Source organism: Phytopseudomonas dryadis, from assembly GCF_004327355.1.
Classification (GTDB): domain Bacteria; phylum Pseudomonadota; class Gammaproteobacteria; order Pseudomonadales; family Pseudomonadaceae; genus Aquipseudomonas; species Aquipseudomonas dryadis.
On the sequence record NZ_QJUM01000027.1, the window covers coordinates 44140 to 69190 of the forward strand.

Genomic DNA, 25051 nt, shown 5'->3' on the forward strand with positions numbered 1-25051 from the left:
AATCGCTCATGCTCGCCGGCGGCGGCGCCTGCAGCCACAGCTGGGAACCGGCCAGCAGGGTGCTCGCCGGTTGCAGATCGAGTTCGATGGCCTCGTCGATGCCCTGGTCGACGCGGATATTGAGGATCCGCTGGCTGCGCAAGATACGCTGGTTCCATGGCGCCTCCAGGCGCAGCACCAGCACGCCGTCGGCCTCCACGGCCGGCATGTTCAGGTCGAGTTCGAGGATTTCTTCGCCGTCGGCGCTGCGGCTCAGCAGGCGCGGCGCCGGATTGGCCGGGTGCTGCGGATCGCCGGCCACGTCCAGGTACAGGCTGGCCTGCTCCAGCTGACGCAGGCGCACACGCACATTCAGCGGCTCGCCGGCCTGCACGGTGTGGCCATCGGCCGGTGCGATGAAGTCCAGTTCGGGCGCGCCTTTCAGGCCATCGTAAGGCTGCAGGGCGATGCTCGCGGTATCGCTGACCAGGCCATTGAGGTCGATGGCCCGGGCGGCGATGCGGATCGGCTGGCTGGCATCGGCCGGTACCGCCAGCGACAGGCGGTTCGGATCGCTCAGACGCTGGCAGGCAGCCGCGTCGGCGAAGGGATCGCTGCTGGTGCTGTCGACGCAGGCCTCGACCCGCTCGACACCGTAGCGGTCGTAGCTGCGCAGGATCACCTCGGTGGTCTCGCCCCGGGCCACGAACTCGCCGTCCAGCGGCGCGATGATCGCCAACTGCGGCGGCGTCTGGTCGGCCAGCAGGTCGTAGCCGACCTGGAAATATCGGTAGCCTGGTACTGCGTCCAGGCCGAAGCCCACACGCAGCTCGGCGGTCAGCGGCGCCGACGCCAGAGGGCTGCCCGGCAGGTCGCGCAGGCGCGGGTGCTGCACGCTGAGACTGGCCACGCCGCTGGCGCGGTCGAAGATGGCCGGCGCATAGCGGCCATCGAGCAGGCGAATTTCCGTGGAACGCACCAGTTCCAGGTCGCCATCGATGCGGAAGCGCAGTTCGGCCGGAGTGCTTTCTTCCACCGGGGTCGGCAGGGTCTCGAAATGACCGAGGCTGAGGTCGGGGGCGCTGACCTGGGCGTCGAAGCGGCGCTCCACGCTGTTGCGACCGTCGCTGGCCCGCAGCAGCAGGCTGAAACCCTGGTACTCACCCTGCAGGTCGAGGCTGAACACACCCTTGTCGATAGTGACCCAGTCGGTTCTGTAGGTCTGGCCGCCGTCGCTGGACAGACGGTAGGCGAAGCTCAGCTTGTCGGCCGGCTGCATGTTGTCCTGGGCGCTGACCTGGAACTGATAACGGCTACCCAGCTTGAGCTGGGTGGCGGCGTTCAACGGTTGGCCGTTGCCCAGCAGCACCTGCAGCGAATCCTGACGTGGCGCGAGCCGGTCTTCGGCCTGGTAGACGCCGCTGTAGACGCCGCCGCGGATCAGTTGGTTGTCGCGCGCCAGGTTGCCGGCCACGTCACCCAGGCCGCTCAGGGTCACCTGATAGAGGGCATTGGCTTCCAACTGTGCATCGCTGCGCAGACGCAGTTCCAGGCGGTTGCCCTGGCTCAGCGGCGTGATGAAGCGTTGGCTGACGTCTTCGCTCGGCTCGACGCGCTCCTGGTAGTCACGGAACTGCTTGATCACCTGGAAGCCCTGGGCCATCAGCGGTTCGTCGGCCTCCAGCAGCAGGGTTTCGCGGGCGCCCAGGGCGCTGACCAGGCGCACGTCCGGCGGGCTGTCGTCAATCGTTCGCAGCCACTGCTCGGCGGTGCTGTCGACGCGCTCACCGCTGGTCTCGCGCAGCAGGCTGACCTGGTACTGCCAGCCCGCCTGGCTGCGCGGTGCGACGAAGCTCAGGCCGCCGTCGTCGAGGCTGAAGGCGACCCGATTGCTGGCGCTCGGCACTATGCCCTGGCCGGCCGGGAACCAGTGCAGACTGAGGCCTTCGGACAGGCCCTGGGCGCTGACCCGCACCGGCGTGCCGCCGCTGTCGCTGACCACCTGACCGCCGCCATGGCCAGACGTCACGGCAATGATGCTCAGGGGTTCGACCACCGCCAGGGCGGTGGGCAGGATCTGCCGCTGCTGGCCGCTGCGCACCTGCAGGCTGTACAGGCCGGGCTGCTCCAGGCTCAGGTTGAAGCTCAGGCGGTCGCCCTCGGCATTCACCTGGAACTGCTCGCGGCCCAGCACCCGCTCGCCAATCTGCACTTCGTCGACGTACTGCAACTGCTGGCCGTGCAAGGCGTAGCTGCGCGCTACACCGGTGATACTACGGTTGGGGGCCAGGGCATCCAGACGCACTTGAACGGCACCGAAGAAGTCCACGCTGTCCACCAGCCATGGCAGGTCGAAGCGCACCTCGGCGCCGTCCAGCCAGCTCAGCGGCGCCCGCTCGAGTTCCAGGCGGTACAGCGAGGCTGGCTGGAAGCTGCCGTCGGCGACGGCCGTACGTATTTCCCGGCCCTGCACCTGGGTACGGCCATCGATGGGCTCGCCGGCGATGTCGGACAGCTTCAGTTGGGCGTCCCGCCAGGCATAGTCGGCGCCGCTGAAACGCAAGCCGAGCGGATCGGCAGGCGCTGCCAGGCTGTCCGGGGTCAACGCCCAGCTGTTGTTCAGCGGAATCTGCGCGTTGAAATACTGGTTGCCATTGCGCCAGGCCAGCAGTTCGCCATGCAGCTCCAGTTGAGCCAGCGAGCCGACCTCGCTGCTGCCCACGGCGATGGCCGCGACTTCACGGGCACTCAGCGCACGCTGCGCGTCCAGCTCCAGGTCGAAGAGCTGCAGCCGGCCAGCGTCCAGCCAGGCCAGCAGTTCGCCCTGGCTGGTCAGTTGCTCGACACGCGCCGGCAGGCTCAGTTCACCCAGCAGCGGCTCGCCACGACCACGCAGCAGCGCTGCGCGATGCAGCAGTTGCAGGCTGCTGGCGCCCTGCAGGTACAGGCGGGAACCGTCGACCCACAGGCGACGAGCATCCTGCAGACCGTGGGCATGGCTGGCCAGCAGTTGGCTGGCATCGCGGACGCTTCGCACTTCCAGGCGGTCGGCGAACAACAGGTAGAGGGCGCGGGCGTCCTGGGCCAGGTCGATCAGCGCACTGCCGCCGTCGACCGGTAGCTCCTCGAGCTCGGGCCCCTGCACCTGGCCGCGGAACAGCCGCTCGCCGGCGCGCAGCAGCAACAGGTCACCGGCCAGGCGCAACTGCTGGTAGTCGACCCGACGGCTGTTGGCCAGGGGCGCCAAGGCCTTGGGCGCGTACAGGTTGCTCAGGTCGAAGACCTGCACCTGGGCGTTCTGGTCGAGCACTGCGGCATGGCCATCGCTCAGGGCGATGTCGCGCACCACCGCAGCGGCCTGCCAGCGAGCCAGCAGTTGCGGGGTACTGCCGTCGAGCAGGCTGGACAACTGCAGGTCACGGCCATTGGCGGTCAGCAGCAGGTCGCCATGGCGGCGGTAGTGGCTGACGCCATCGAGCTGGCGGCGCGCCGGCAACTCGATACGCAGGCTGCTGTCACGGGCGGTGTCGCCGCTGAAGCCCTGATTGCTGACCTCGATCAGCAGACCGCCCAAGGTGTCGGTCGGCACGCCGAAGCTCAGCAGGTCGGCACGCTCCAGGCGCACGTCGCTCAGTTGGCGGCCATTGATGCGTACCAGGCTGCCTTCGCCGAAGCCACGGCCTTGCAGGCCGATGGTCTCGCCGGCGTTGTAGATGAAGCGCTTGCTCTGCGCCGCCAGGGTGCCGCTGAGGCGGTCGTAGAGGCCGGCCTGATCGATCTGCGGATCGGCCACGTAGGTGATGGCCGCCGCGCGGAAGTCGCTGAAGCCGCCCTGCACCAGCTTCAGCCCCACCGGCAGGTTGCGCGCCGGCGAGTTGGCCAGCCCCGGCATGCGGAAGCGGATGCTGTTCTCGTCGCGGTAGAGGATATCGTTGGCCGCCACCGGCTGGCCGCCGACTTCCAGGCGCATGTCTGTGCCGAAATTGTAGCCCTGCACGCTGATCTCGGCGCCGCCCCGCCAACTGGCCTGGCGTGGCGAGATGGCGTCCAGCAGTGGCTGGCCGGCACTGTCGGCGACGAAGGCAAAGCGGTAGTCGCCGTTCAGACTGCGGCCCTGCTGGTCACGCAGGGCGGCACCGAGCAGCACTTGGTACTGCTTGCCATCCTGCAGAGCGCTGCTGGGGCGCAGCACCAGGCGGCCGACACCCACCTGGGCGACCTGGCTGGCCACCGGCGCGCCGTCGAGCAGCAGTTGTACCAGCTCGCTGCCCTGGTCGCGCAACTGACTGTTGTCGAGCAGGCGGTTGAACTGCACCTCGATGGCGCCGTCGCGCGACAGGCGATCCCCGGGCTGCGGCTGCTGCGAGAGAACGGTCAGATTCTGGTAGGCCAGGGTATTCAGACTGCCACCCAAATGGGTGGCTGCCTCGAGGCTCGGCAGCGGGTTTTCCGCCGCCACCCCGTCGAGGTAGACGAAGGCGCTGCCGGCGTACAGCGCCTGGCTGCCCAGGGACAGGCTGTTGGCGTTGCCGAGCACGCTGAAGTAGTCGAGCAGGCCGATGCTGGTCTGGGTGTTGCCGTTGAGCCAGGCGGAAATGTCGAACAGTTGTACATCGCCCTGGCCGCCGGCCACGTAGAGGGTCTGCCCGGCCAGCTGCAGTTGGCCGGCGAAGAGGTCGCCGAGGCTGACCAGATAGGCCAGCTTGAGGTCGGCGACCGGAGTCGCCCCCTGCTCGCTGTCGAGGGCGAACAGTTGCACCGTGGCGCTGCTGCCGCTGGATACCAGCAGACGCTCGGCGGATACCAGCAGGTCCTGCGGGGTGAAGGGGTTGCCGGCCTGGTCGCGGGTGGCTACACGGCGCACTGAGCGGAACTCGCCGCTGGCCAGTTCCAGCTCCAGCAACTGTTGCTGCTGCGGCAGGGTCAGCCACAGGCTGGAACCGAACAGACGTAGGCGGCCCGGCACGCCGCCAAGCTGAGCGGTGCCGATCAGGCCCAGGTCGACCAGCTCGAGGTCGCTGCCGATGCGGTACTGGCGTACCCCTTCGCGAGAGGCGACGTAGAGCAGGTCGTCACGGCTGGCCAGAGCGCTGATCTCGCCAGCCAGGTCGAGCTCGGCGATCAGCGCCGGTTCCGCCGGCAGGGTCAGGTCGAAGTGCAGCAGTTTGCGACCACCCGCAACGAACAATTGTCGGTCGTTGATGGCCAGGTCGACGAAGCCGTTCGGCGCCAGACCATTGGGCGCTTCATAGTGGTAGAGCTTGGCGCCGCCAGCGAACGCCTTGGAGAGAATCTGCGGGTTGACCGGATCGCTGATATCGGCCACCAACAGGCGCGCCGCGGTACTGGTCAGACGCGCCAGACGACCCTGGCTGTCGAGTTTGTCGAAGCTGCCACCGGTCACCGCGTAGAGCAACTGGCTGGCGCCGTCGTCGAGGCGGACGATGGCGGAAATCGGGCTGGCCATTTCCGCCGGCAGCTCGACTGAGCCAGTGGGCACACCGGTGTAGAAGTAGTCAGTCGGGGCGACACTCTGCTCGCCTGGGAACAGCTCGCTCTCGACCAGCACCTGGGCCTTGCCGAAGCTGCCGGCCGGCACTCGTACCTGGGCGTGGTTGCTGCTGAGGATCTTCAGGTCGCCAGCCAGGGCGCCGGCGAAACGTACCTGCATGAAGTGATTGAAGCCACGGCCGTACAGAGTCACCAGGTTACCGCCCTGGGGCGGTCCGGTCTTGGGCTGCAGGTCGTCGATCTCGATCTGCGGCAATACGGTCATGGCACCCTGGCGCAGGTAGGCGAGGTTCTGATCGAGACGCTCAACCTTCACCGCCAGGCTGGCGCTGACGCCGCCAAGTTGCAGATCCGGCACCGCCACCCGCAGCTCGTCGTCAGCCAGTGTCAGCAGTTGTTCGGCGCCCAGGCGGGTCTCGCCGAGCCAGACCGCCAGTTGCTCCTTGGCCAGGCCGAAGCCGCTGCCCTTGATCAGCGCGGTTTCGCCGCCAGTGGCGTGGAAGTAGTGCAGGCCGGCGACGCCATCGACTTCGCGCTGTACCTTGCTGATCAGCGGCCGGATACCGCTGCGCCGCTCCAGCAGCAGGACGAAGGGCTGGCGCAGGGCATGACCCTGCAGGTCGGTCAGGGCAGTGCCGACTTCGATGCGCAACGGGCCCTGGTAATCGCCCTTGATGCGGATGTCGATGCGCCCGCCACGCAGGGTGTTGCTGCCGCTCATCTCGAAGGCGTCCGCGGCCAGCGCCGCACCACCCTCGCCGAGAATGCGTACGGCCTGGCTCACATGCGCCGGGTCGCTGTTGATCAGGTTGTTGAAGGCAATGCCGATGCTTTCGCCGTTGCCCAGGATACCGCCGTTGCCCGGCGTGCTGGAGGCAACTGCGAGATACGGCTGGGTATTGATCTGCACGCCCTTGCCATTGCCCTGCATGACCTGGCCGCCAACGCCGAGCAGCTCACCGCCCTGCGTGTACTGCTGCCAGTAGATGGTCTGGTAGACGCCGTCGGCGTCGGCTTCGAGCAGTAGATACGTGTTGCCACTGCCGACACTGATCAGCCCCTGCTGCACCTGCAGGCTCAGTTGGCTGAGGGCGGTACTGATCGACTCGGCATCGACCTGGCCACGCTCGATGGCCTGCACGCGGTAGTCGAGCTGCTCGCCGAAGCCGCGGAAGGTCGCCAGATACAACTGCTTGTCGCGCAGATAGAGCACGTACAACTGGCCATTGAGCCACTGCACATCCACCGGGGCACCGAGCAGATCGGCCTTCAGGCTGCCGTCGAAGGGAATGGTCGGCAACGGCGCCTGCATGCCCAGCTCGTTGCGCGCCAACGGCAGGAAGCGCACGTAACCGGTACCCAGGTCGTTGGCCGCGGCCACCGCCAGGGCGCCACGCTCGCGCTCCACGGCCAGATCCAGGGCACGGTGGTTGGGCAGGCTCAGGCCGGCCACCAGCAGCGGCCGGGCCAGGTCGTTGATGTCGACCACCTGCACGCCATCGCGGTCGTTGGCCAGGTAGACCAGGCTGTCGAGCACCTCCAGCCCCAGCACTGGCTGCGCCAGACGCAGTTGAGACAAGCGAATCGGTCGCTCCCACAGGCCGATGTCGTAGATTTCCAGGCCGGCAGTCATCAGGAAGCGGTTGCCGGTGGTGGCCGCGGCGCCGGCCTTGACCCCGACGAACAGACGATCCTCGACCACCTGGGCGGCGCCGATCTGCATCGGCGGATAGTTGGGCAGGATGACGCCCAGGCCCTGCGGCAGCGTGTAGGAGATCGAGCCGACCTTGACCTCGCGGGTCTGGGCGCCACTGGGGATGCGCAGGTACAGGTCGTAGATGTCCGGGTCTATCACCCCAGGCACGATAAAGCTGAAGCGACGCTGGGTCTCGACGTCGTCGTGCAGGTCGATGCTGATCTGCCCCGGCTCTTCCACCAGCGGGCTGCGCCCGGTGTACAGCTCGGTGTCGCCATGGCGTGCGCGCAGCACCACCCGGGTGCCGGGCAGCAGCACGTCCTGGTCGGCGTCGATCTGCACGCGGGTACCACCGGTCTTGCTGGCGGCATCCGGGCTGATACGGTAAACGACCTTGTCCAGGGCCTGCTCGGCACCGATCATGATGGCGCCGAGGTAATCGTCGCGCAGACCGCCGTCATCCAGGCGCAGGTGCCACTGGCCCGGGGTCAGCGGCAGCATGTCCAGGGCATGGGCGGGGATCGCCAGTTGCTCGGCACCGAGCCACTGCAATTGTACCGGGTACTGGTTGATGAAGCCCTTGACGCTGCTGGAGAAGCCGCTGCCGTGGATACGGATTTCATCCTGGGTGCCGCGGTGCACCCGGGCGTTGTCCAGGGAGCGGATGCGCGGCTGGATAGCACCAGCGGGCGCCACCTGAAAGTCCACCTGATAGGGTGCCCATAGCCCGGCACCACGCAGGTTGCGGGCCTGCTCGACGCGCAGGCGCAGGTGCGCTTCAGGGGTAGCGGTGAAACGCAGGGCGAAGCGCGTGGCGGACTGACCGTCACCGTTGAGCGCCTGCAGGCTCGGTGGCGTCAGCGGCCGCGCCTCGTTGCCCAGGTCGAGCAGTTGCAGGCTGCCGGCGGCGTCCAGCGAAGCCAGGGTCACCGGCTCGTTGAAGGTCAGCTCGATGGCCTGCTCGCTGGCCGGGACCACGCCGTCCTGCCGCACGCTGGCGTCCAGCACCAGGGCGCCGGGCAGCTCCAGCAGGGTCAGGCCGTCGGTGCCGGAACCGGCCACCAGACGGTTGTTGAACAGATCCAGGGCCTCGATGCGCTCCTGGTTGCCGGCCGACACCACCCGCGGTTGCAGCGGCTCGCTGAGGTCGAGCACCACCACGCCGCTGTCGGCGGCGACGAACAGCAGGTTACCGGCCAGGCGCAAACGCACACCGCGGCCGGGGCTGGCCTGCAAGGCACTGCCCAGATCCACCTGCACGCGCTGCTGCGGCTGCTCGCGATCGATGATCTCCAACCCGCGACTGCCCACCGCAACCAGCAGGTAGCGGCCGTAGGCCAGGGCATCCTGTGGGTTGCCGGCGAAGCTGAAGCTACGCGTCTGGCTCGGGTCGAACAGGTTCAGGGCGCGAATCTCGCCATCCTTGCCGTCGATCGGCACCGCCAGGGACTCCGTCCAGCCCGGGCAGTTGGCCCAGGCGGCGCTGCGCAGGTTGCCGCCGCTGAACAGCCAGCCGTCCTCGAACTGCAGCAGGGCGCCGCCCTGGAGGGCCTCGGGGCCGGCCAGGCGTACCGGATCGTCGCCGTCCTGGTAGTTCAGCGCCAGCAGCGGGCGACCACTCGATGGACCCGTGGCGAAAGCACAGGTCTGGCTGTCCGGTGGCTCGGCCTCCACCGACACCGAGGCGGCGTAAAGCCCGGCGCCGTGCTTGATCAGGCGACTGATGGGCGCCCGCAGGTCTTCTTCGTGGATCAGTTGCAGGCCGTTCTGCTCGTCCAGGTTCAGGCGGGCCACACCGCCCAGGCCGCTGGCCACGTAAAGGCGCTTGCGCCAGGTGTTTTCTTCCCACTCCAGGGTCGGGGTGACGCGCAGCGAATCGATACCGACCGGGAAATCCTGGCCGGCCTGGCGGTCGAGGATCTGCTGCTCTTCCTCGCTCGGCTCGACCGAACCAGCGAACAGGGCGGCGCCTGCCAGGCGTGCTTCGATGGCCATCGCCTGGGACTTGAGCGTCAGCCGCTGGACATCGCTGGGCAGTGACATCGCGCCACCGACCAACTGCGGCTTGGCCGGATCCTGCACGGAGAAGCTCGCCGCACGGTAGGTTTCCGGCAGCCAGCCGCCGGCCACCAGGGCCTGGCGGGTGTAGCCATTGACCATGTAGCCGCCGTTGCTGAGCGCCACGCCGGTATCCTGATCGATCCATACATCACTGGGGAAGATCAGCGAAGGATGCAGTTCGGAGAGCTTGCGCAGGCCGTAGCCGAAGCCCTTTTCGCCACTCAGACGAGCCTGGTTGCCGTAGCGGTCTTCGCCCAGCACCTCGGCCCGGCCCGGCGCGCCACGCGGGGTGAGAACGCGCATGCGGTCGCTGGCCAACACCTCGATCCGGCTCGCGGGCAAGCCGCCGATACGCACCTTGAGGCCATCCTGCACGCTGTTACCGGGCTCGAAGCCTTCACCGGTAATGGTGACCGAGCTGTCGCCGGATACCGGCCCCCAGAGCGGTGCCAGGGCGTCGAAACGGATGGGTGCGTCGACCAGCAGCGCACCTTCGAGCACCGCCTGCTGCCAGATGCCATCGCGCAGCACCGCCAGGGTCAGGTCGTAGTACCCGGCATGGGCCAGGGCCGGCACACTGACCTTGAGCACCGCCGGGGTATTGTCGCCGTCACGGGTGACACCTTCGATCTGCAGGGCGCGGTCGCCGGCATACAGACGCACATGCGCCAGGTTGGCCGGCAGTCCCAGGACGCTGACACTGACCAGACTGGCACTGTCGCGAGCGATCCGGCGCGGCACCACAGCCTGGATCGACAGCGCATCGTCGCGCCCGCCGCGGTAAGTCAGGGCCACCCGCTGAGCACTGGCCAGACGCTGCAACACCATCACCTGGTCACTGTTGCCGAGCGGCTTGACCGAGGCCACCCCGGCCTCCACCAGCAGAGTCAGCGAATCGCCGCTCTGCAGGCGCTCGGCCGCACCGGCGTCAAGCAGCAGGCGGGCATCGTTGTTGACGATCTGCACACTGGCGGCCAGCCTGCCGCCCTGGGCATCGAGCAGGGCGAAGCGGGCCAGGTTGGCCGGATACAGGTCGATGGCCTTGTTGAAACGCGCCACCAGTTGCAGGCTGCCATCGGGCTGGCGGTCGAGGATGCGGTTCTGCGGGTCGACGGCGATCAGCTTGAGCAGCACGTCGGGTACCACCTGCAACAGGCTGCCCTGGGCATCCACGCCGCCGGCATGGGCCGAGTAGTCGCCGGCCACCACGCTCTCCACCACGCCGCCGGCGGACAGGCTGTCGCCCGCCTTGGGCCGCAGCGGATCCGTTACGTCGACCATCAGCACACCCTTGTCACCCCGCGCCACGTAGAGGGTGTTGGCGTTCAGGTCGAGATCGAATACATGGCCGATGTCGTTGAGCCGCGCCACGATCACCGGCGCCTGCGGGTTCTGCAGGTCGACCACGGCGATGCCGCTGGCGCCGGCGGCCACGTAGGCGTAGCGGCCCTGCAGGGTCACCCGGGTGCCCGGCAGATCCAGGCCGCCGAGGCGCTGCAGGCCCTGGCTGGCACTCTGGGCGAATACCTGGAAGCCGCCGCTGCCATTCTGCTCGACACTGGTCAGACGGTTGTTGCGGTAATCGAAGCTGCCGCCCACGGAGACGATCAGGCCGGCCTCACCGGCACTGGCGGGCTGGCTGGCGACATCGAGGATCGGCGTCGTCGGATCGGCGGCCATGCGTTGCACCAGATAGGTCTTGGCCGGCAGGAAGGCATCGACCAGGCCGACCCCCTGCTCGCCCATCGCCAGCAGCACCCGGGCATTGCGTACGCGCAGACCGCGTACCTGGTTGCCGGGTAGTTCCAGGGCGCCGATCAGGGTGGTTCTGCTCGGATCCAATTCGTCGAAGGCAACGGTGAACAGGCGCGCCGCTTCCGGCTGTCCGGCACCGTTGAGGCGCACGGCGGTGATGTAGACGCGGTCGCTGCCGCCCTCGAAATAGGGTTCCACGCCGACCGCGATAAAGCCGGTCGGCAGGGCGATACGCGAGAGGATACGGTCGTCACTGCGGTCGCCGTTGCGGTCGATCAGTTGCAGCAGCGCATCGGGATTCAGCGGCTTCTGCGGATCGCCGGTGTAGTTGCCGGCGTTCAGATCGTAGACCAGCACGCCGTTCTCGCCCTGGGCGGCGAACAGGTAGCTGCCGGATGGGTCCAGGGCCATGTCGTAGATACGGCCCTTGTCGCGTACCTGCGCCTGTGGCGGCTGCTGGTAGGTAAAGGCCTTGCTCAGTACACCCTGCTGACCGTTGACCAGACTGACCTGCACATCCACGGTACCGATCGGGCCCGCCGGTACCGTGACTTCCAGGGTCTCGGCGTCCAGCACCTTGTAGCTCTCGGCCTGCACGTCGCCGAAGCGGATGCTCATGGCGCCCGCTTCGCTGCGGAAGCCCTGGCCCTTGATCTGCACCAGCGAACCGCCGTTGAGCGAGCCCTGGGCCGGAGTCAGCGAACGCAGCAGCAACGGTTCGACGAACTGCACCGCGCCGACCCGCGAGGCCTTGCTGCCGTTGCCACTGGTCACCGTCAACGTGGCCGGGCCGGCCAGGCTGGCCGGCGCCTGCACGCGGAAGCGCGACCGCCCGTCGGCCAGAGTCTCGATCAGTTCGCCGCTGGCACTCTGCCCGGAAAGAGCGAACTGCGGCTGCCCGCTGACGCCGGCCAACAGTACCTCGAGTTCGCCACCGGCGACATCGAGCATGGCCGGTGCGCTGCCAAGAATGGCTACCTGGGCGCCGCCGCCGCTGCCGCTGCGGAACTGCACCTGATGCTCCATCAGGCCACGGCTGCGGCGGCTGGCCAGATCGCCCTTGAGCAGGATGCGGTAGGCGGCGTTGGCGATCAGTGGCTGACGCGGCTGCAGCAGCAGAGTGCGCTGATCGGCGCTGCGGCTGATGTCGAAGGCCACCGCGCTGGCCGGCTGGTCGTCGCGGGCATCGAGCTGCAGGCTCAGATGCTGGCGCAACTGCCCATCGTCGAGCGCAGCCAGGCCGCGACTGAAGTTCAGGGTCAGCGGGCTATCCAGGGGCACACCGTCGGCCTGGTCGCGGGGCGAACTGCCCACCAGTTCCAGGGTCAGCAGATCCACCAGGCCCAGGTGGGAGATGGTGTCGCCGTCGCTTTTGGCGTTCACCGAGAAGGCGGCGATGCCCTGTTCGGTGAGCACCAGCGGGTTGCTGCGCCAGGGTTTGGCCAGCTCGCCGCTGCCCGGAGCCACCAGACAGGGGTAAGGCAGGCTCAAGGCGTCGAGCAGGCCGATGTTGTCGATGCGGCTGAAATCGTAGAAGCCGAGGTAGCCCTGCATGCCTTTCTCGCAGGTGCTGCTGGTCGACCCGCCCAGGTTCAGGCTGATCCCGGTGGTGCTGAAGGCTTGGATGCCCTTGCTGCTGCCCGGCACGCTGAAGCCGCCGGACTGGTAGCGGCCAAGCTCGCGCAGGAAGGCCGGGCGGCTGGCGTCGTACAAGGTCGGGCCACTGCTGTCGAGGAAGCGCTGGCCATCGCTGGTCAGGCCGCTGAGGCCGGCGATGCGCGACTCGCCCAACTGCGGCAGGGACGGCTTGCTCAGGTCGAACAGCACCCGGTTGCTACCGTTGACCACGTGCAGCGTGTCACCGATCACGCTGATGTCCTGCACGCTGTTCAGCGCCTGGGCGCGACCGCCCAGGGTGGCCTGGGTCAGCCGGCGGATCACGCTGGGGCGTAGCGGGTCGGCGATGCTGACCACCGCCACACCTTCGCTACCGGCCGCGATCAGCAGCAGGCCCTGGTGGGCGATGACCTTTTCGGCGATACCGGCGAACGGCAGCGGCAGGCTGAAGCGCACGCCCCTGTCCTTGCCCGCCGGTTGTTCGTCGAGGCGATCCGGGTCGCGCACTTCACGGTCGTAGACCAGCAGCACGCTGCGGCCTTCATACTCGGTGTCGATATAGGGAAAGCTGTGGCCGCGGGCGGTAACGTACAGTTGCTGCTCGGCCAGGGCCATGGCGCTGGGCTGCAGATCCTGGGGCAGGTTGTAGTAGCCCAGGCCATGGCGCGGCGCGGCATCGCCGAGTTTCGCCGGGTCATACTTGACCAGGCTGATCCAGCCCGGCGCATAGTAGTGCTCTACCTGCTCCAGGCTGAACACCTGTTCCGGGCGCGGGCCCCTGAGTTCGCCACGGCCAAGCACGTAGACCAGGCGCAACTGGCTGTCCGCTGCCAGATCGACGATGTTGCCCGGTGGCAGCTTCAGCGGATCGGGTACGTAGTCGCTGATCCCGCCGCGCTCGAGCTGGGCCAGGCGCCGGTCGATCGTCTCGACGGTCATTGGCGGCTCGCTTTCCAGGCTGCGATCGACCTGCAGGCGGCCATAGAAGAGTGCGTTGCGCTGCACATAATGACGGCCCAGTTCGTCGCTCAGTTCGATGTCGATGAAGCCGCGGTAGGCACCGCCCTCCTCGTCACGCAGATCAGGGGCGAGCAGGCTCATGCGCTCGGCGCTGTACAGGCGCAGATCGTCGGAACCGACCTTGAACTCCAGCACCGACTGAGGTTCGCCGCTCTTGTAGGCCTTGAGCCTGAGGCCGGCGTGGAAACCCTTGCCGACCAGCTCGACGCGGTCGTTACGACCGCTCTGGGCGACCCGCACCACGGCCGGGGTAAGGTGCGAAACGGACAGTTCATCGACGAACACGAAGCCACCCAGCACGGTGTCGGACAGGCCCGCCGTGGTGTTGACGGTGACCGAGGCCGGGCCGGCGTAGTTGGGCACGGTCTTGGCGTACAGGCGTATCAGGCCACTGTCGGCATCGACCTCGCGGCGTTCGATCACCAGCGGCTCGCCGCCGACCACCAGGGTCGCGCCATCGCCGAAGTTGGCCCCACGTACGATGATCTCGGTGCCGCCACGCACGTCGCCGACGTTGACGCAGGCGCTGCGCTCTGCGCTCTCGCGGGTGCAGATGGCTTGGATATCCGGGTACTGGGCATCCACGGCCGCGGTGCTGAAGCTGAACAGGTAGTCGGCCGCCAGGGGCTGCCCGGTGATCGGCGTCAGGCCCTGCTTGAGGCGCACGTAATAGCGCTGGCGCGGGGTCAGGCTCTGGCCTTCCTTGCGCAACAACTGGATGCGGCGCTTGCTGGTGTCGTCGCCACGGGCGGCGAAGCCCAGCTCGAACAATGCGGTGACGTCACGGCCGATCTGCGCATCGCCCTCGAGCACCTGCACGTGCTCATCGAGCCGAGTATCGCCGGGCAATACCGCCGAGAGTTCGATGAGGATCTGCGTCAACTGGGTGCTGACATCCGCTTCGCCGACGTTGGGGCTGTGCTGCAGCACGGTCAGCGCCGGCATGTCGATGCGGCCGATACCGCCCTTGCCGGCGGCCACCTGCACGGCACCACGGGCCAGGGTCACGCCACGGGCGGCGAAGTCGTCCTCGCTGGCCTGGCGATGCACCATCACGGGGACGCTGGCATCCAGGCCGTTTTCCCCGACCCGGGCCAGGTCGATGATCTGCACCAGGCTCTGAGCTGGCTTGTCTTCCTGGTCGGAGAGCAACTGGGTGACATAGGCCAGGTTGCCGGACACCTGCACGTTGTAGAGACCGTCGGCCACCAGATCGGGGCGATGCGGTACTACATCCACCACCTGAACCAGACGTGGTTGATCCGGTTCGCCGATGTCGATGCGAGTCAGGCGCGCGGCATCGCTGCCGCCGGCCATGTCGGTGACGTACAACTGGTTGCCCACCAGGTGCAGGCGGTTGGCCACGCCCAGGGTGTCGATACGCGCTACCACCGGCATCGCCGGGGTGCTCAGGTCGGCCACCACCACGCCCTCTTCGGAGGCGGCGATATAGGCGTAGTGGCCGCGTACCTTGACGTCGCGGGCGAAGCCGTTGGGCTTGATGTAGCCCACGTGGTAGGGCGCGGTCAGGTTGCTGATGTCGATCACCTGCACGCCGCCGTTGCCGTTGGCCACCAGCGCCAGGTTGCCGCTGCGGGTCAGGCCGTAGACATCCGGGTAGGGCATGTCTACGCGGCCACTGAGTAGATAGGGCAGGCCGAACTGACCATCGCCGTTGCGCTGGCCGAACAGCAGCAGCTCGCCGGCCTGATTGTCCAGATACAGGGCGCCGGTACCCTCCCCGGGGGTGTCGCCGCCGAGCCAGTCGGCACGGATTTCCGCGCTCAGTTGATCGACGAAGGCACAGGCCGGGGAGCCCTGCTGGCAGTAGCCGCCGGCCAGACCCGACTTGCTCGCCAGCACGATGTTCTCGTCGCTGAGCAGCTCGCCGATGCTGCCGCTGAAAATTTCCGCGGCGCTGTTGAGCAACGGCGAATAAGCGAAGAAATCACCGGCCTGATTGCTCTGCGCTTCGTCCACGGCATCGAGAATGAAGATACCGGTGCGCGCCGGCGGGTTGGGCTGTTTAAGGGCCTTCTCGTCGAGCAGGCCAAGGCCCTGCTCGATACGCAGCGGATCGACGCTGGACCAGGCGGCGAGCATGGCACCGCTGCGATCCAGGGCGCGGTACTGGTCGACCGCGGTGTAGTAGACACCCTTGCCCGCGGCCTGGGCATTGGCCCGTGGCGCGATGAAGCGGCGCTCGCTCAGCGGCCAGCCGACCTCGTGGTAGCTATCGCGGGTAACCTTGTGGTTGGGCGTGACTACGCTGGTGAGCAGATGCAGGCGCTCGTTGCGCAGGCCAGTGCGGCGCAGCACGTCACCCTGGTTGAAGTCAGCCCAGTAGATGAAATAGTGCTTGTCCGGGTCGCTCACAGGCGTCGTGTCGCCGGGGGCGCGCTGGTCGTCGCGGAACAGCGACAGGGGATATTCGTCGGCTACCTGCCATTGCCCGCCGGCGTCCTGGTACTCGCGGCGCCAGAGCATCTCGACTTTCTCGATGGCGCCGCCCATGTCCTCCACCGACACCACCGCGCGCAGGCCCTCGCCCATGGTCAATACGTCACGGTCGATCGGCGCGAGCAGCGACAGGCGCGGCACCACGGTATCTTCCAGCTTGCCCACACGCACGATCTGCGATTCGCCGGCCTGGCCAAGCAGGTCGTAGGCGATGGCCTGCACGGTGAAGCCCTGCACCCCGGCCGGCGCGGCCAGTTGGGCGCGGTAGACGTGATCCTGGGCATGGCTGCCGACCTGCTGGCCGTAGCTCTGCTCGCTGGAGACCACCGGCACGCCATTGACATAGAAGGTCACGTGGTCGATGCCTTCCGGCCCCAGGTCGTCGAAGGCTTCGACGAAGACTTCCAGATCCTGACCATCGATGATCACCGCATTGTCGTTGTCCGGTTTGACGATACGCGCCTGGGGCGCCGTGTCGGCCTTGATGCGGATGCTGCCGGGCAGGTCGACCAGGGCCGATTCGTAGCCATCCAGGTCACGTGCCTGAGCACGTATGCGCAGCACCTGATCGACACGCCCGCTGGGCACCTTGAAATGGAACTGGTAGGGCGCTGCAGAATCTTCACCCAGGGGCTGATACTGAGGCTCGCTATCGACCGGGCCGATGGCGTAATACAGCGCGGCACTGTCCACCCCCACTTCCGGGTCGCTGGCCTGCACCTGGAACACCACGCCACGGCCCTCGGTCAGCTCGCTGACCTCGCCCATGGCGAAGCCGCGGGCATCCAGCAGGCGGATGGCATTGACCTCGGGCACCTGGTTACGCAGCAGGCGTACCGGAATCTTCTCGCTGCTCTCGTTGCCGCTGGGGTCGCGTGCGACTATCTGCAACTGCATGTCCAGGGCTTCGGGCAACTGCTCGCTGCTGCCCAGGTACTCGGCGATGCTGCCCACCGGCAGGTTGCCGGTGAACGGGCCGGACAGCAGCAGGCGGTCGGCAACCCGCTCGTCGGCGCTGAAGCTGCCGTCGCCGTTGCGGTCGACGTACAGACCCAGACTCAGCGAGCCGACCCGCACGTTGTCGCTGACCTCGAGTTGGTAAGGCAGGTTGCGCTTCTCGGCGACGCTGGCGCCACTGGCCACCGGCAGCCTGACCTGCAGCAGTGGTGCCTGCTCGTCCTTGTTCACCCGCACCCGCACCGGCGTCGGCGTGGTCACGCTGCGACCCTTGCCGTCGGCGCGCCGCTCCTGGGCGGTGGCGGTCAGGCGCAGGTCGGTGCCAGCCTGGCCATAGGGCACTTCGATGAGAAATTCGTAAGGGAAGACCATGTCGGTCAGGCTGCGGTCGCCGCCCTTGATCCCGCCGACGTTGAGCACCACGCGGTCGATGCCGACGTCGTCCACGGCGTTGACCTGCACCAGCAGCAACTGGCCTTCAGTGGTTTCGCTGTTGTCCCTGGGCGTGCCTATGACCAGGCTCGGCTGCTGGTCCTCGGTGATTTCCACGCTGAACTGTTCTTCCGCGCGGTGCGCATCCAGGTCACCGTGGGCCACACCGTAGGTATCCACCGCTTCCAGGCTGAGCTGCACCTGATTGGCAGCGGGATTCTGCGCATCGAAGGCCGGCATCGGCACCGAGAAGGCGTAGGGCGACTGGCGCAGGCGCATCTCGTAGGGCACCTGGCCGTTGCCGTAGGTGGCGCGCACGTGCACATACTCGACGCCGACATCATCGAAGGCCTTGACGTTGACATACAGTGGATTGCCTTCCACCACACGGGCGCCGGGCAACGGCTCGACCACGTCGATCACCGGGCGGGCGTCGACGTTGATCGGGAAACTGTTGATCAGCTCACTGCCGTTGGCGGCGTCGAAGCCTTCGAGCTTGAGGCGCACGTTGACCCGCTCGACCTGGGACGGGTCGACACCGAAACCGTCGATGATCTGCGCCAGACGGTCGACGTGGATCAACTGGCTGTACTCGGGGGTGTCGATGTTCAGGGTGCTGATCGGCTCGTAGTCGTCGGCCGGGATGGCGTCGATGCTGCGCACCAGGCTGAATGGCTGCTCGCGGTCACGGGCTTCGCCGCGCACGCGGATCGAATAGCCGCGCGACAGCAGCAGGCGGTTGACCTTGACGTTGTCGTAAGCCTGGTAGACCACGCTGAAATCGCTGTCCTCGATGGCACCGAAGCCCGCCGCCGGGCGCTTGAACAACAGCGCCGGGGCGATGTCGTCAGCCATCACCCGGATCGATAGCTCGTGCAAGCCGACGGCTCCGTCGGCGTCTTCCACCTGAGCGGTGAGCGTGAGCGGCTGGTTGTGCCGGATCAGCCCCTGGGGCACTTCCAGCACGAAAGTACGCTGCATGGCGTAGGGGCTGCTGCGCCGGCCGTAGTCGTCGGCCATGCTGGCATCGTAGTTGGCGTGGATGCTGTCGTGCATGCTGGCGAAGGCGGCATCGACCACCTGCTCGCCGCCGATGGCCACATCGTCTGCGCTGGAGAGCAGCGGCAGCGGCACGCCGTTGGCGAACACCTTGAGACGCTGGGCGCTGAGCTTGCGATCGTCCACGGCCACCAGGCCGACACGGATACGGAAGGTGCCGGCGGCGATTTCCTGATTGTCCGCCGGGGCGGTGATACGCACCTCGGGCACCATGTTGGTCAGCGGGTGTACCAGGAAGGTACGCACGGCGACCTGGCCGTAGGTGTCGGTGAGCTCCACGCGATACTCGGTGGGCTCGCTCTGGTCGAACAGAATCTCTGCCTGATCCGTGGTCTGCAGCGGCGGCGCGGCCGGGCAGTTGACCTGGAAGCCACGCTCGTAAACGGTGGCTGCCACGCTACCATCGCGCTTCAGGCGCTGGATGCGGTAGGCCGAAAGGCCGGCATCGTCACGCAGATCGGTATCCAGGCGGAAGCGTTCCTGGGTGCGTACCCAGAACTCGCCGTAGTTCAGCCGCGCCGGGTCGGTCAGGGCCTTCTGATACCTGCCGTCGACCCAGTAGGAGTTGAAGCCGGCCAGGGTCAGTTGGGGCTTCTCGTTGGCCACCAGCGGATAGCGCAGGCTGTGCTCGCTGCTGCGACCGCTCCAGTCTTCGGCGACCAGGGTCAGCTCCAGTTCCCCACTGACGAAGTCGCGTGGCACCTGATACGGCAGCACGGCTTCGCTCTGCCCCAGGGCAATGCCGAGGTCGTGCACCACGCGGCTGCGGTTCTCCAGCAGGCGCAGGCTCTTCAGAGCCAGGCTGTCGTCACTGAAGGCGGCCTTGATGTCGAAGTGCTGCAGGCCGGTGGCGGCGATACCCGCCTGGGGGCTGGTGATGCGCACCTGGGGGGTGTTTTCGTCCATCTGCAGCGTCTGCTGCAGCAGCGGCACCAAAGGCTGCTCGCCACGCTCGACGGAGAGTCGGTCGGTGCTGTGGGCGATCAGGCTCAGACCGCTGCTCTGCACCTCCACCGGCACCGGCATGAACAGCGCGAAGCGTTTCTCCAACTCACGCTGGTAGCCCTGGGAAGCCAGTTGCAGGAAGGCGGTCTGGGCATCCGCGCCCAGACCGTCCTGGAGCAGCAGATCGAGCGAATAACGCCCTGCCACCCGGGTGCCGCCAAGAGTGCTGAGATTGGCGTTACGGGTTTCCTGCAGGCCCAAGTGCAGTTCGCGAACGAAGCTCGGCACTCCGCTCAGTGGCCGCAGGATCAGACGCGTGGTATCCGCTCCGCCAAGTGCGGCTACGTCCAGCACGCCGTTGGGCGCCTGCACCTCGCGCTTGGCCGGTCGCACCTGACAGAGGTTGCTGGAGAAAGTCTCGACCTGCCAGATGGCGTCCTGCTCGCCGAGGCGCAGCCGCTCGGGGGCGCTCTGCGGTACGCCGCCGAGCAGGGTCATGCGGCCTTCGGCAAGGCGCAGCAGCGGTGACTCGTTGACCAACAGGCTGCCGGCCCAGCCCTCGGCTTCGGGGTAAGCGAAGCTGATACGCGGCTGATTGGCCCTACTCGTGGCGTCCCACTCGGCCAGGCCGCGGTAATCCCGGGCACCGCCCTGATCACGCAGGGAACTGAGCAGCAACAGATGCCCGATGGCAGCGCCATCGGCCGACGAGTTGAAATCGTCCTGAATCTGCAGCACGCCCCTGAGCGGCTGGCCGCGCAACGCCTGAGCGGCCGGCAGGTTATCGCTCCAGCTGGCGCGCGGCGGCTGGTCACGCTGGATCAGCAGACGCCTGCTCTGCTGGCTCTGGTTGCCGAGCACGTCCTGGGCGGTGACGCTCAGGGTCAGGCCGATCGGCTCGGTCTGGGGTCGGTAGCGCTCGATGTCCAGCAGTAGTTGCGCGCCCTGGGGCACCTCGAGTTGCGCCTCGCTGAGCCCTTCAGCCTTGGCCAGCAGCTCGTCGCGGCCCTGGTCGTCGAGCAGCCGCACTTCATAGGCGGCCACCGCGGTGTCGTCCTTGAGGTGCAATTGCAGCGCCGCCTTCTGCCGCTCGAAGAGCCGCTCCTGAGGCGACTGGATGTTGATTTCCGGACCGGCCCGGTCGGCCAGCACGCGAATCTCGATGGGTTGCGAGCGGGTCTGGTTGACACCACGGTCGCGGGCCACCAGCACCAGTTGCAGTGCCTTGCCGCCGTAGCGCCGGCTGAGCTCGGCGGTCAGTCGCAGGCGTCCCTCGAAATCGGCGTAGAAGCGCTGGCCGACCAGGATGGCACCGAGGCTGCCCGGGTTGGGCACCTTGACGCTTTCCACGCGATCCTTGCGGGTGAACAACTCCCAGGCCAGGGCATGCTCCTCACCGCTCTGCGGATCGATCAACAAGGCGTCGACGCCGTCGATATACTGGTTGTCGCCAGCGCTGCCACGCACCGCGAAACTGCTGCCCGGCTCAAGGTCGAAGGCGGCGGCCGGCTCGATCACCTGCAGGGTCGGCGCTTCGCTGTCGTCGACCACGTCCAGTTCGAAGGCCGCTTCGCTGACCTGGCCAGCACTGTCGTAGGCACGCACCCCCATCGCCGTATCGTCAGCGGCCTTGCCGGGCACCCGTAGCGAGGCGCTGAAATAGCCCTGCTGCGCCGCCGCCAGCTCGGCACCAGCGAAGGCCTTGAGTACCCGCACCTGGGCACCGTCACCCCGGATGAACTCGACCCGGCTCAGTTGACGATCATCGGTAACCAACGCCTGGGCGGTGAAGGCCTCGCCTTCGTACAGCCGCGAGCCCGGCGCCGGCGCACGCACGCTGATCTGCGGCGGCTGATCCTGGCTGATCGGGAAGCGCCACAGCGTCGGCTCGGCCTGATTGCCATACTGATCGCTACCACGCAGCTCGATGACCAGTTCGCTCTGGTCATTCGGCACTTCCAGTTCGAAGCTGTCCTCGAAACTGGCGTTCTGTTGATCGGCGTTCAGGCTGCGCTGGTACAGGATGCTGCTGCCGGCATGGGCACTGAGGGCGACGATGCGGGTATCGTCCACTGCACGTAAGCGTACTTGCACCTTGTTGCCGGCATACAGGGGCACGCCCTGGATCGGTGCCACCACCGCCAGCCGCGGGCCGCTGTCGTCGGCCATGATCTGCAGCGGCAGGCTGCGGGTCTCGCTCTCCTGGCCGGCATCGTCTATTGCCGACACCTGCAGGCTCAGCCGGCGCGGCTGATTGCCCAGGGCCAGGGGCACGAGATCGACGACCAGACGGTTGACCGTCTCCGGGCCTATGTTCAGGCCGCCGTTCTGGTCGATGCGTTTTTCCCACAGCGCCCGGTTGCCGCTCTCTTCCCAGAGGCTGGCCTTGAGTGCGTGCACCGACAGATCGTCGCGGGCGACCACGTCCACCTGCAGGCTATCCTGGCTGTAGAGGCTGCTGCTCTGCGGATTGAGAGCGCGCACCTCGGGCCTGGAGTCCTGGCCGACGCCGATCAGCACCTGCAGCTCGCTGCTGTTGCCCACCCCGTCGGTGGCCACAGCGCGGATCGGGTAGCGATCGTAGCGCACGCCATCAAGGCGCTTGAAGCGCGGCGCGGCGACCACCTTGAGGGTCGAGTAGGCCTTCAGTGCGCCGGGAATGGACTGAATGGCCAGGCCGCCATCGGTGCTGCTCAGGCGATCCGCCGGATTGCCGGTGAGGAAGAAGCCGACGCCATCCTGCTTGGCGACGCCATAGAGCTCCAGCTTGTCGACGCCGACGTTGTCGTAGCCGGTCAGCTTGAGCACGAAGGTGCTGTTCTCGATCACCGGCGCCAGGTCGTCGCCGGCATCGCTGATGCTGATGCTCGGCGAGGCCAGGTTGATCACCGGCTCGTCCTCGTCCTTGCCCAGGGTGGCGGTGACCACCGCACTGCGGGTCAGTTGCCCGGCGCTGTCGATGGCCTCGGCATGCACCGCCAGCGGAGTTTCCTTGTCGACCCCGGCAGGTGTCTGATAGATCACCGCAAAGGGCGCGCGCTGGTCGGTGCCGACCAGCTTGCCGTTGACGTAGAAATCGACCTGACGCAGCCCCAGGTCATCCATGGCGTTGGCCCGTAACTCCACCGGCTGGCCGGACACCAGGTGCGCACCTTCCACCGGGTAGCTGAGCGCCACGGTCGGCGCCTGATCATCCTTGACCGGCAGCAGCAGGGGCTGGGACAGGTTGGATTGCTGATGCAGGTCGACCACCCGCACGCGTAACTCCAGGGTACGGCCAAGCCATTCGCTGCCGATGGGCAGTTGGAAGCTGTGGCTGGTACTGCGCAGGCCCAGCAGGGTGCCGTCGTAGTCACGATCCTGGTGGCGGTAGGACTGCAGCTCCTGACCGTTGACCAGCAGGTAGATGTCCGTGCCGCCATCAAGGGTGTCATCGCTGGCCTCGACCACTATGCTGACGGTCTGCCCGACGGTAGCCGAGCTGCCAGTGGCCGGTTGCACGATGCGCGCGGTCGGCTTCTGGTTCTCGATCACGCGCAGCAGGCGCGCTGGCGCGTCGACTACCGCGCCATTACTGGCATGCACCCTGGCCGAAAGGCCGATGCTGGTCTCACGCAGGGCGATCTCCGGCACCTGCAGGTTGGCCTGCCAGACCTCGAACAGTTGCATCCGAGAGGGGTCGACCTCCAGGGGACGCTGCTCCAGGATGGGGAAGCGCGTCTCTCCGACCTTGCGCCCGTCCATGAAGAATTCGACCTGGCTGATGCCGCTCTGGTACTCGACGTCCGGCAGCACGCCCAGGTTGCTACTGATGGCAGCGCGTAGCGGGCTGTTTTCCACCACGCGCTGGGCGTCCACCGGGGTCTCGAAGACGAAGGCCGGCGCCTGCGGGGTACTCTTGGCCAGCACCCGCACGGCATGCTCGGCGCTGCTCTGGCTCTGCCCGGTCTCGTCGAAGGCCACTGCCCGCAGGTTCAGGGTACGTCCTTCCAGCTCCTGTTCCACGGGCAGACTGAGCCTGTAGGGCGGCGACTGCCGGCGACCCACCAGGCCGCCATCCAGCCAGAACTCGACACTGGCCACCGCCACGTCGTCACTGGCATCGACCTGCAGTTCCAGCACCGCGCCGACGGCTACGCTGGAGGACGGAGCGAAGATCAGCGAGGGCGCCGCATCCAGCGCGACCACCGGCAGATCGATGCCGACCTCCGGGTAGCGTTCCAGTTGCACGCGCAGCGACAGCGGGCTCTGCTCGGGAATCTGCGCACTGGCGCGCAGCTGCAACTGGTCATTGCTCGCGAGCACGCCCTCACTGCCTGCGGGCAACAGTACCCGGGCTACCAGGCTGTCGGCCAGGGGCGATTCACTGCCATCGTCGAAAACCGCCAGGAGTGGAGGCAGGTCGATCAGGCTGTTGAGCCGCGGCAGCACCAGCGGCTGGCCAACGCCATGATCCTGCAGTCGCAGGCCGACCAGACGGCGACTGTAATCGACCCTGACTGGCAGACTGACCTCGTCCAGACCGGGGAAACCGACATGGATCAGTACCTCCTGGCCATCGGTCTCCTGCAGGGGATAGACCACGCCGTCGGCGCTGACCCAGACCTTGGCCGGATCGGCAGAGCGATAGACGATGCCGGTGCCCGGGCCGACCAGGGGCGTCGGCCCGCGGAATTCGTAATCCACTTCCGGCACCAGCCGCGCCGACTGCAGCGCATCGCTGAACAGCAGGCGATCCGGCATCACACTGAGCGAACGTGCCGACTCGTCCACACCCTCGCCCATGAAGCGGATGTCCGAGAAGCTTTGCTGGTTGCCCGAGGCGTCCACCGCCGAGGCGTTGATCATGACCAGAGCATTGCGCGCTACTTCTGCGGCACTCAGGGGCGTGCCGATGCGCTCGCGGATGCTGAAACGCTGTTGACCGTCGACGCTGGGGAACAGCCGCCGGGCCTCGCCCATGCGCAGGAAGGCGTTGCGCTCGGCCTCGCTGACCACACCGCCGGCGGCGCGCAGGTCGGAGGCGCGCAGGCCGGTCAGGGAAATGCTCAGATAGCTGAGATCGACCTCGTCCTGGGCGGCGAAGCTCGCCACCAGGTATTGCTCGCCCTCGAGGTTCTCGATCGCCACCTGCTCCAGTGCAAGGCGCGGCGCCACCTGTTCACGCTCGAAGATCTCGCTGTAGTTCTGGGCACTGCCATCGGCGTAGCGCAGGATGACGGCGGGCTGCAGCGCCTCGACACCGGTGATGCTGAAATCGAAGGAACAGGCGACACCGGTAGCGCTCGCACGGGTAGCGTCAGTAGGCAGTAAACGGGTATCGCTGGCAGCGATCTGGACTTCGACGAGGTTGCGGCAGTCATCGACCGCCAGCGCATAGTTGACCGCATTGCCGGCACTGCCCAGCGGGGAAGCGGCGCGGATGTCGAGCAGAGGCTTGGACGCAAAGGCTTCCACCGCCGCCAGCGATAGACTCGCGACGAGCAGACGCAGAAAACCTGTACAGCAGCATCCTTGCAGCATCTTCAGGAAAGTTCCATTGACTTTTCAAATAGAGAA

1 protein-coding gene (cut by a window edge) is annotated in these 25051 nt (G+C 67.2%); it reads right to left on the reverse strand.

Annotation, left to right across the window (positions count from 1 at the left end; all coding sequences use genetic code 11):
• Window positions 1–25015: the 5' portion of an Ig-like domain-containing protein gene (locus tag DNK34_RS20100; protein WP_131177301.1), read on the reverse strand. It extends 17831 nt beyond the left edge of the window; only the first 25015 of its 42846 coding nucleotides appear in the window; the start codon lies at window positions 25013–25015; its stop codon lies off the left edge, out of view.
• Between the last annotated feature and the right edge of the window lie 36 nt (window positions 25016–25051).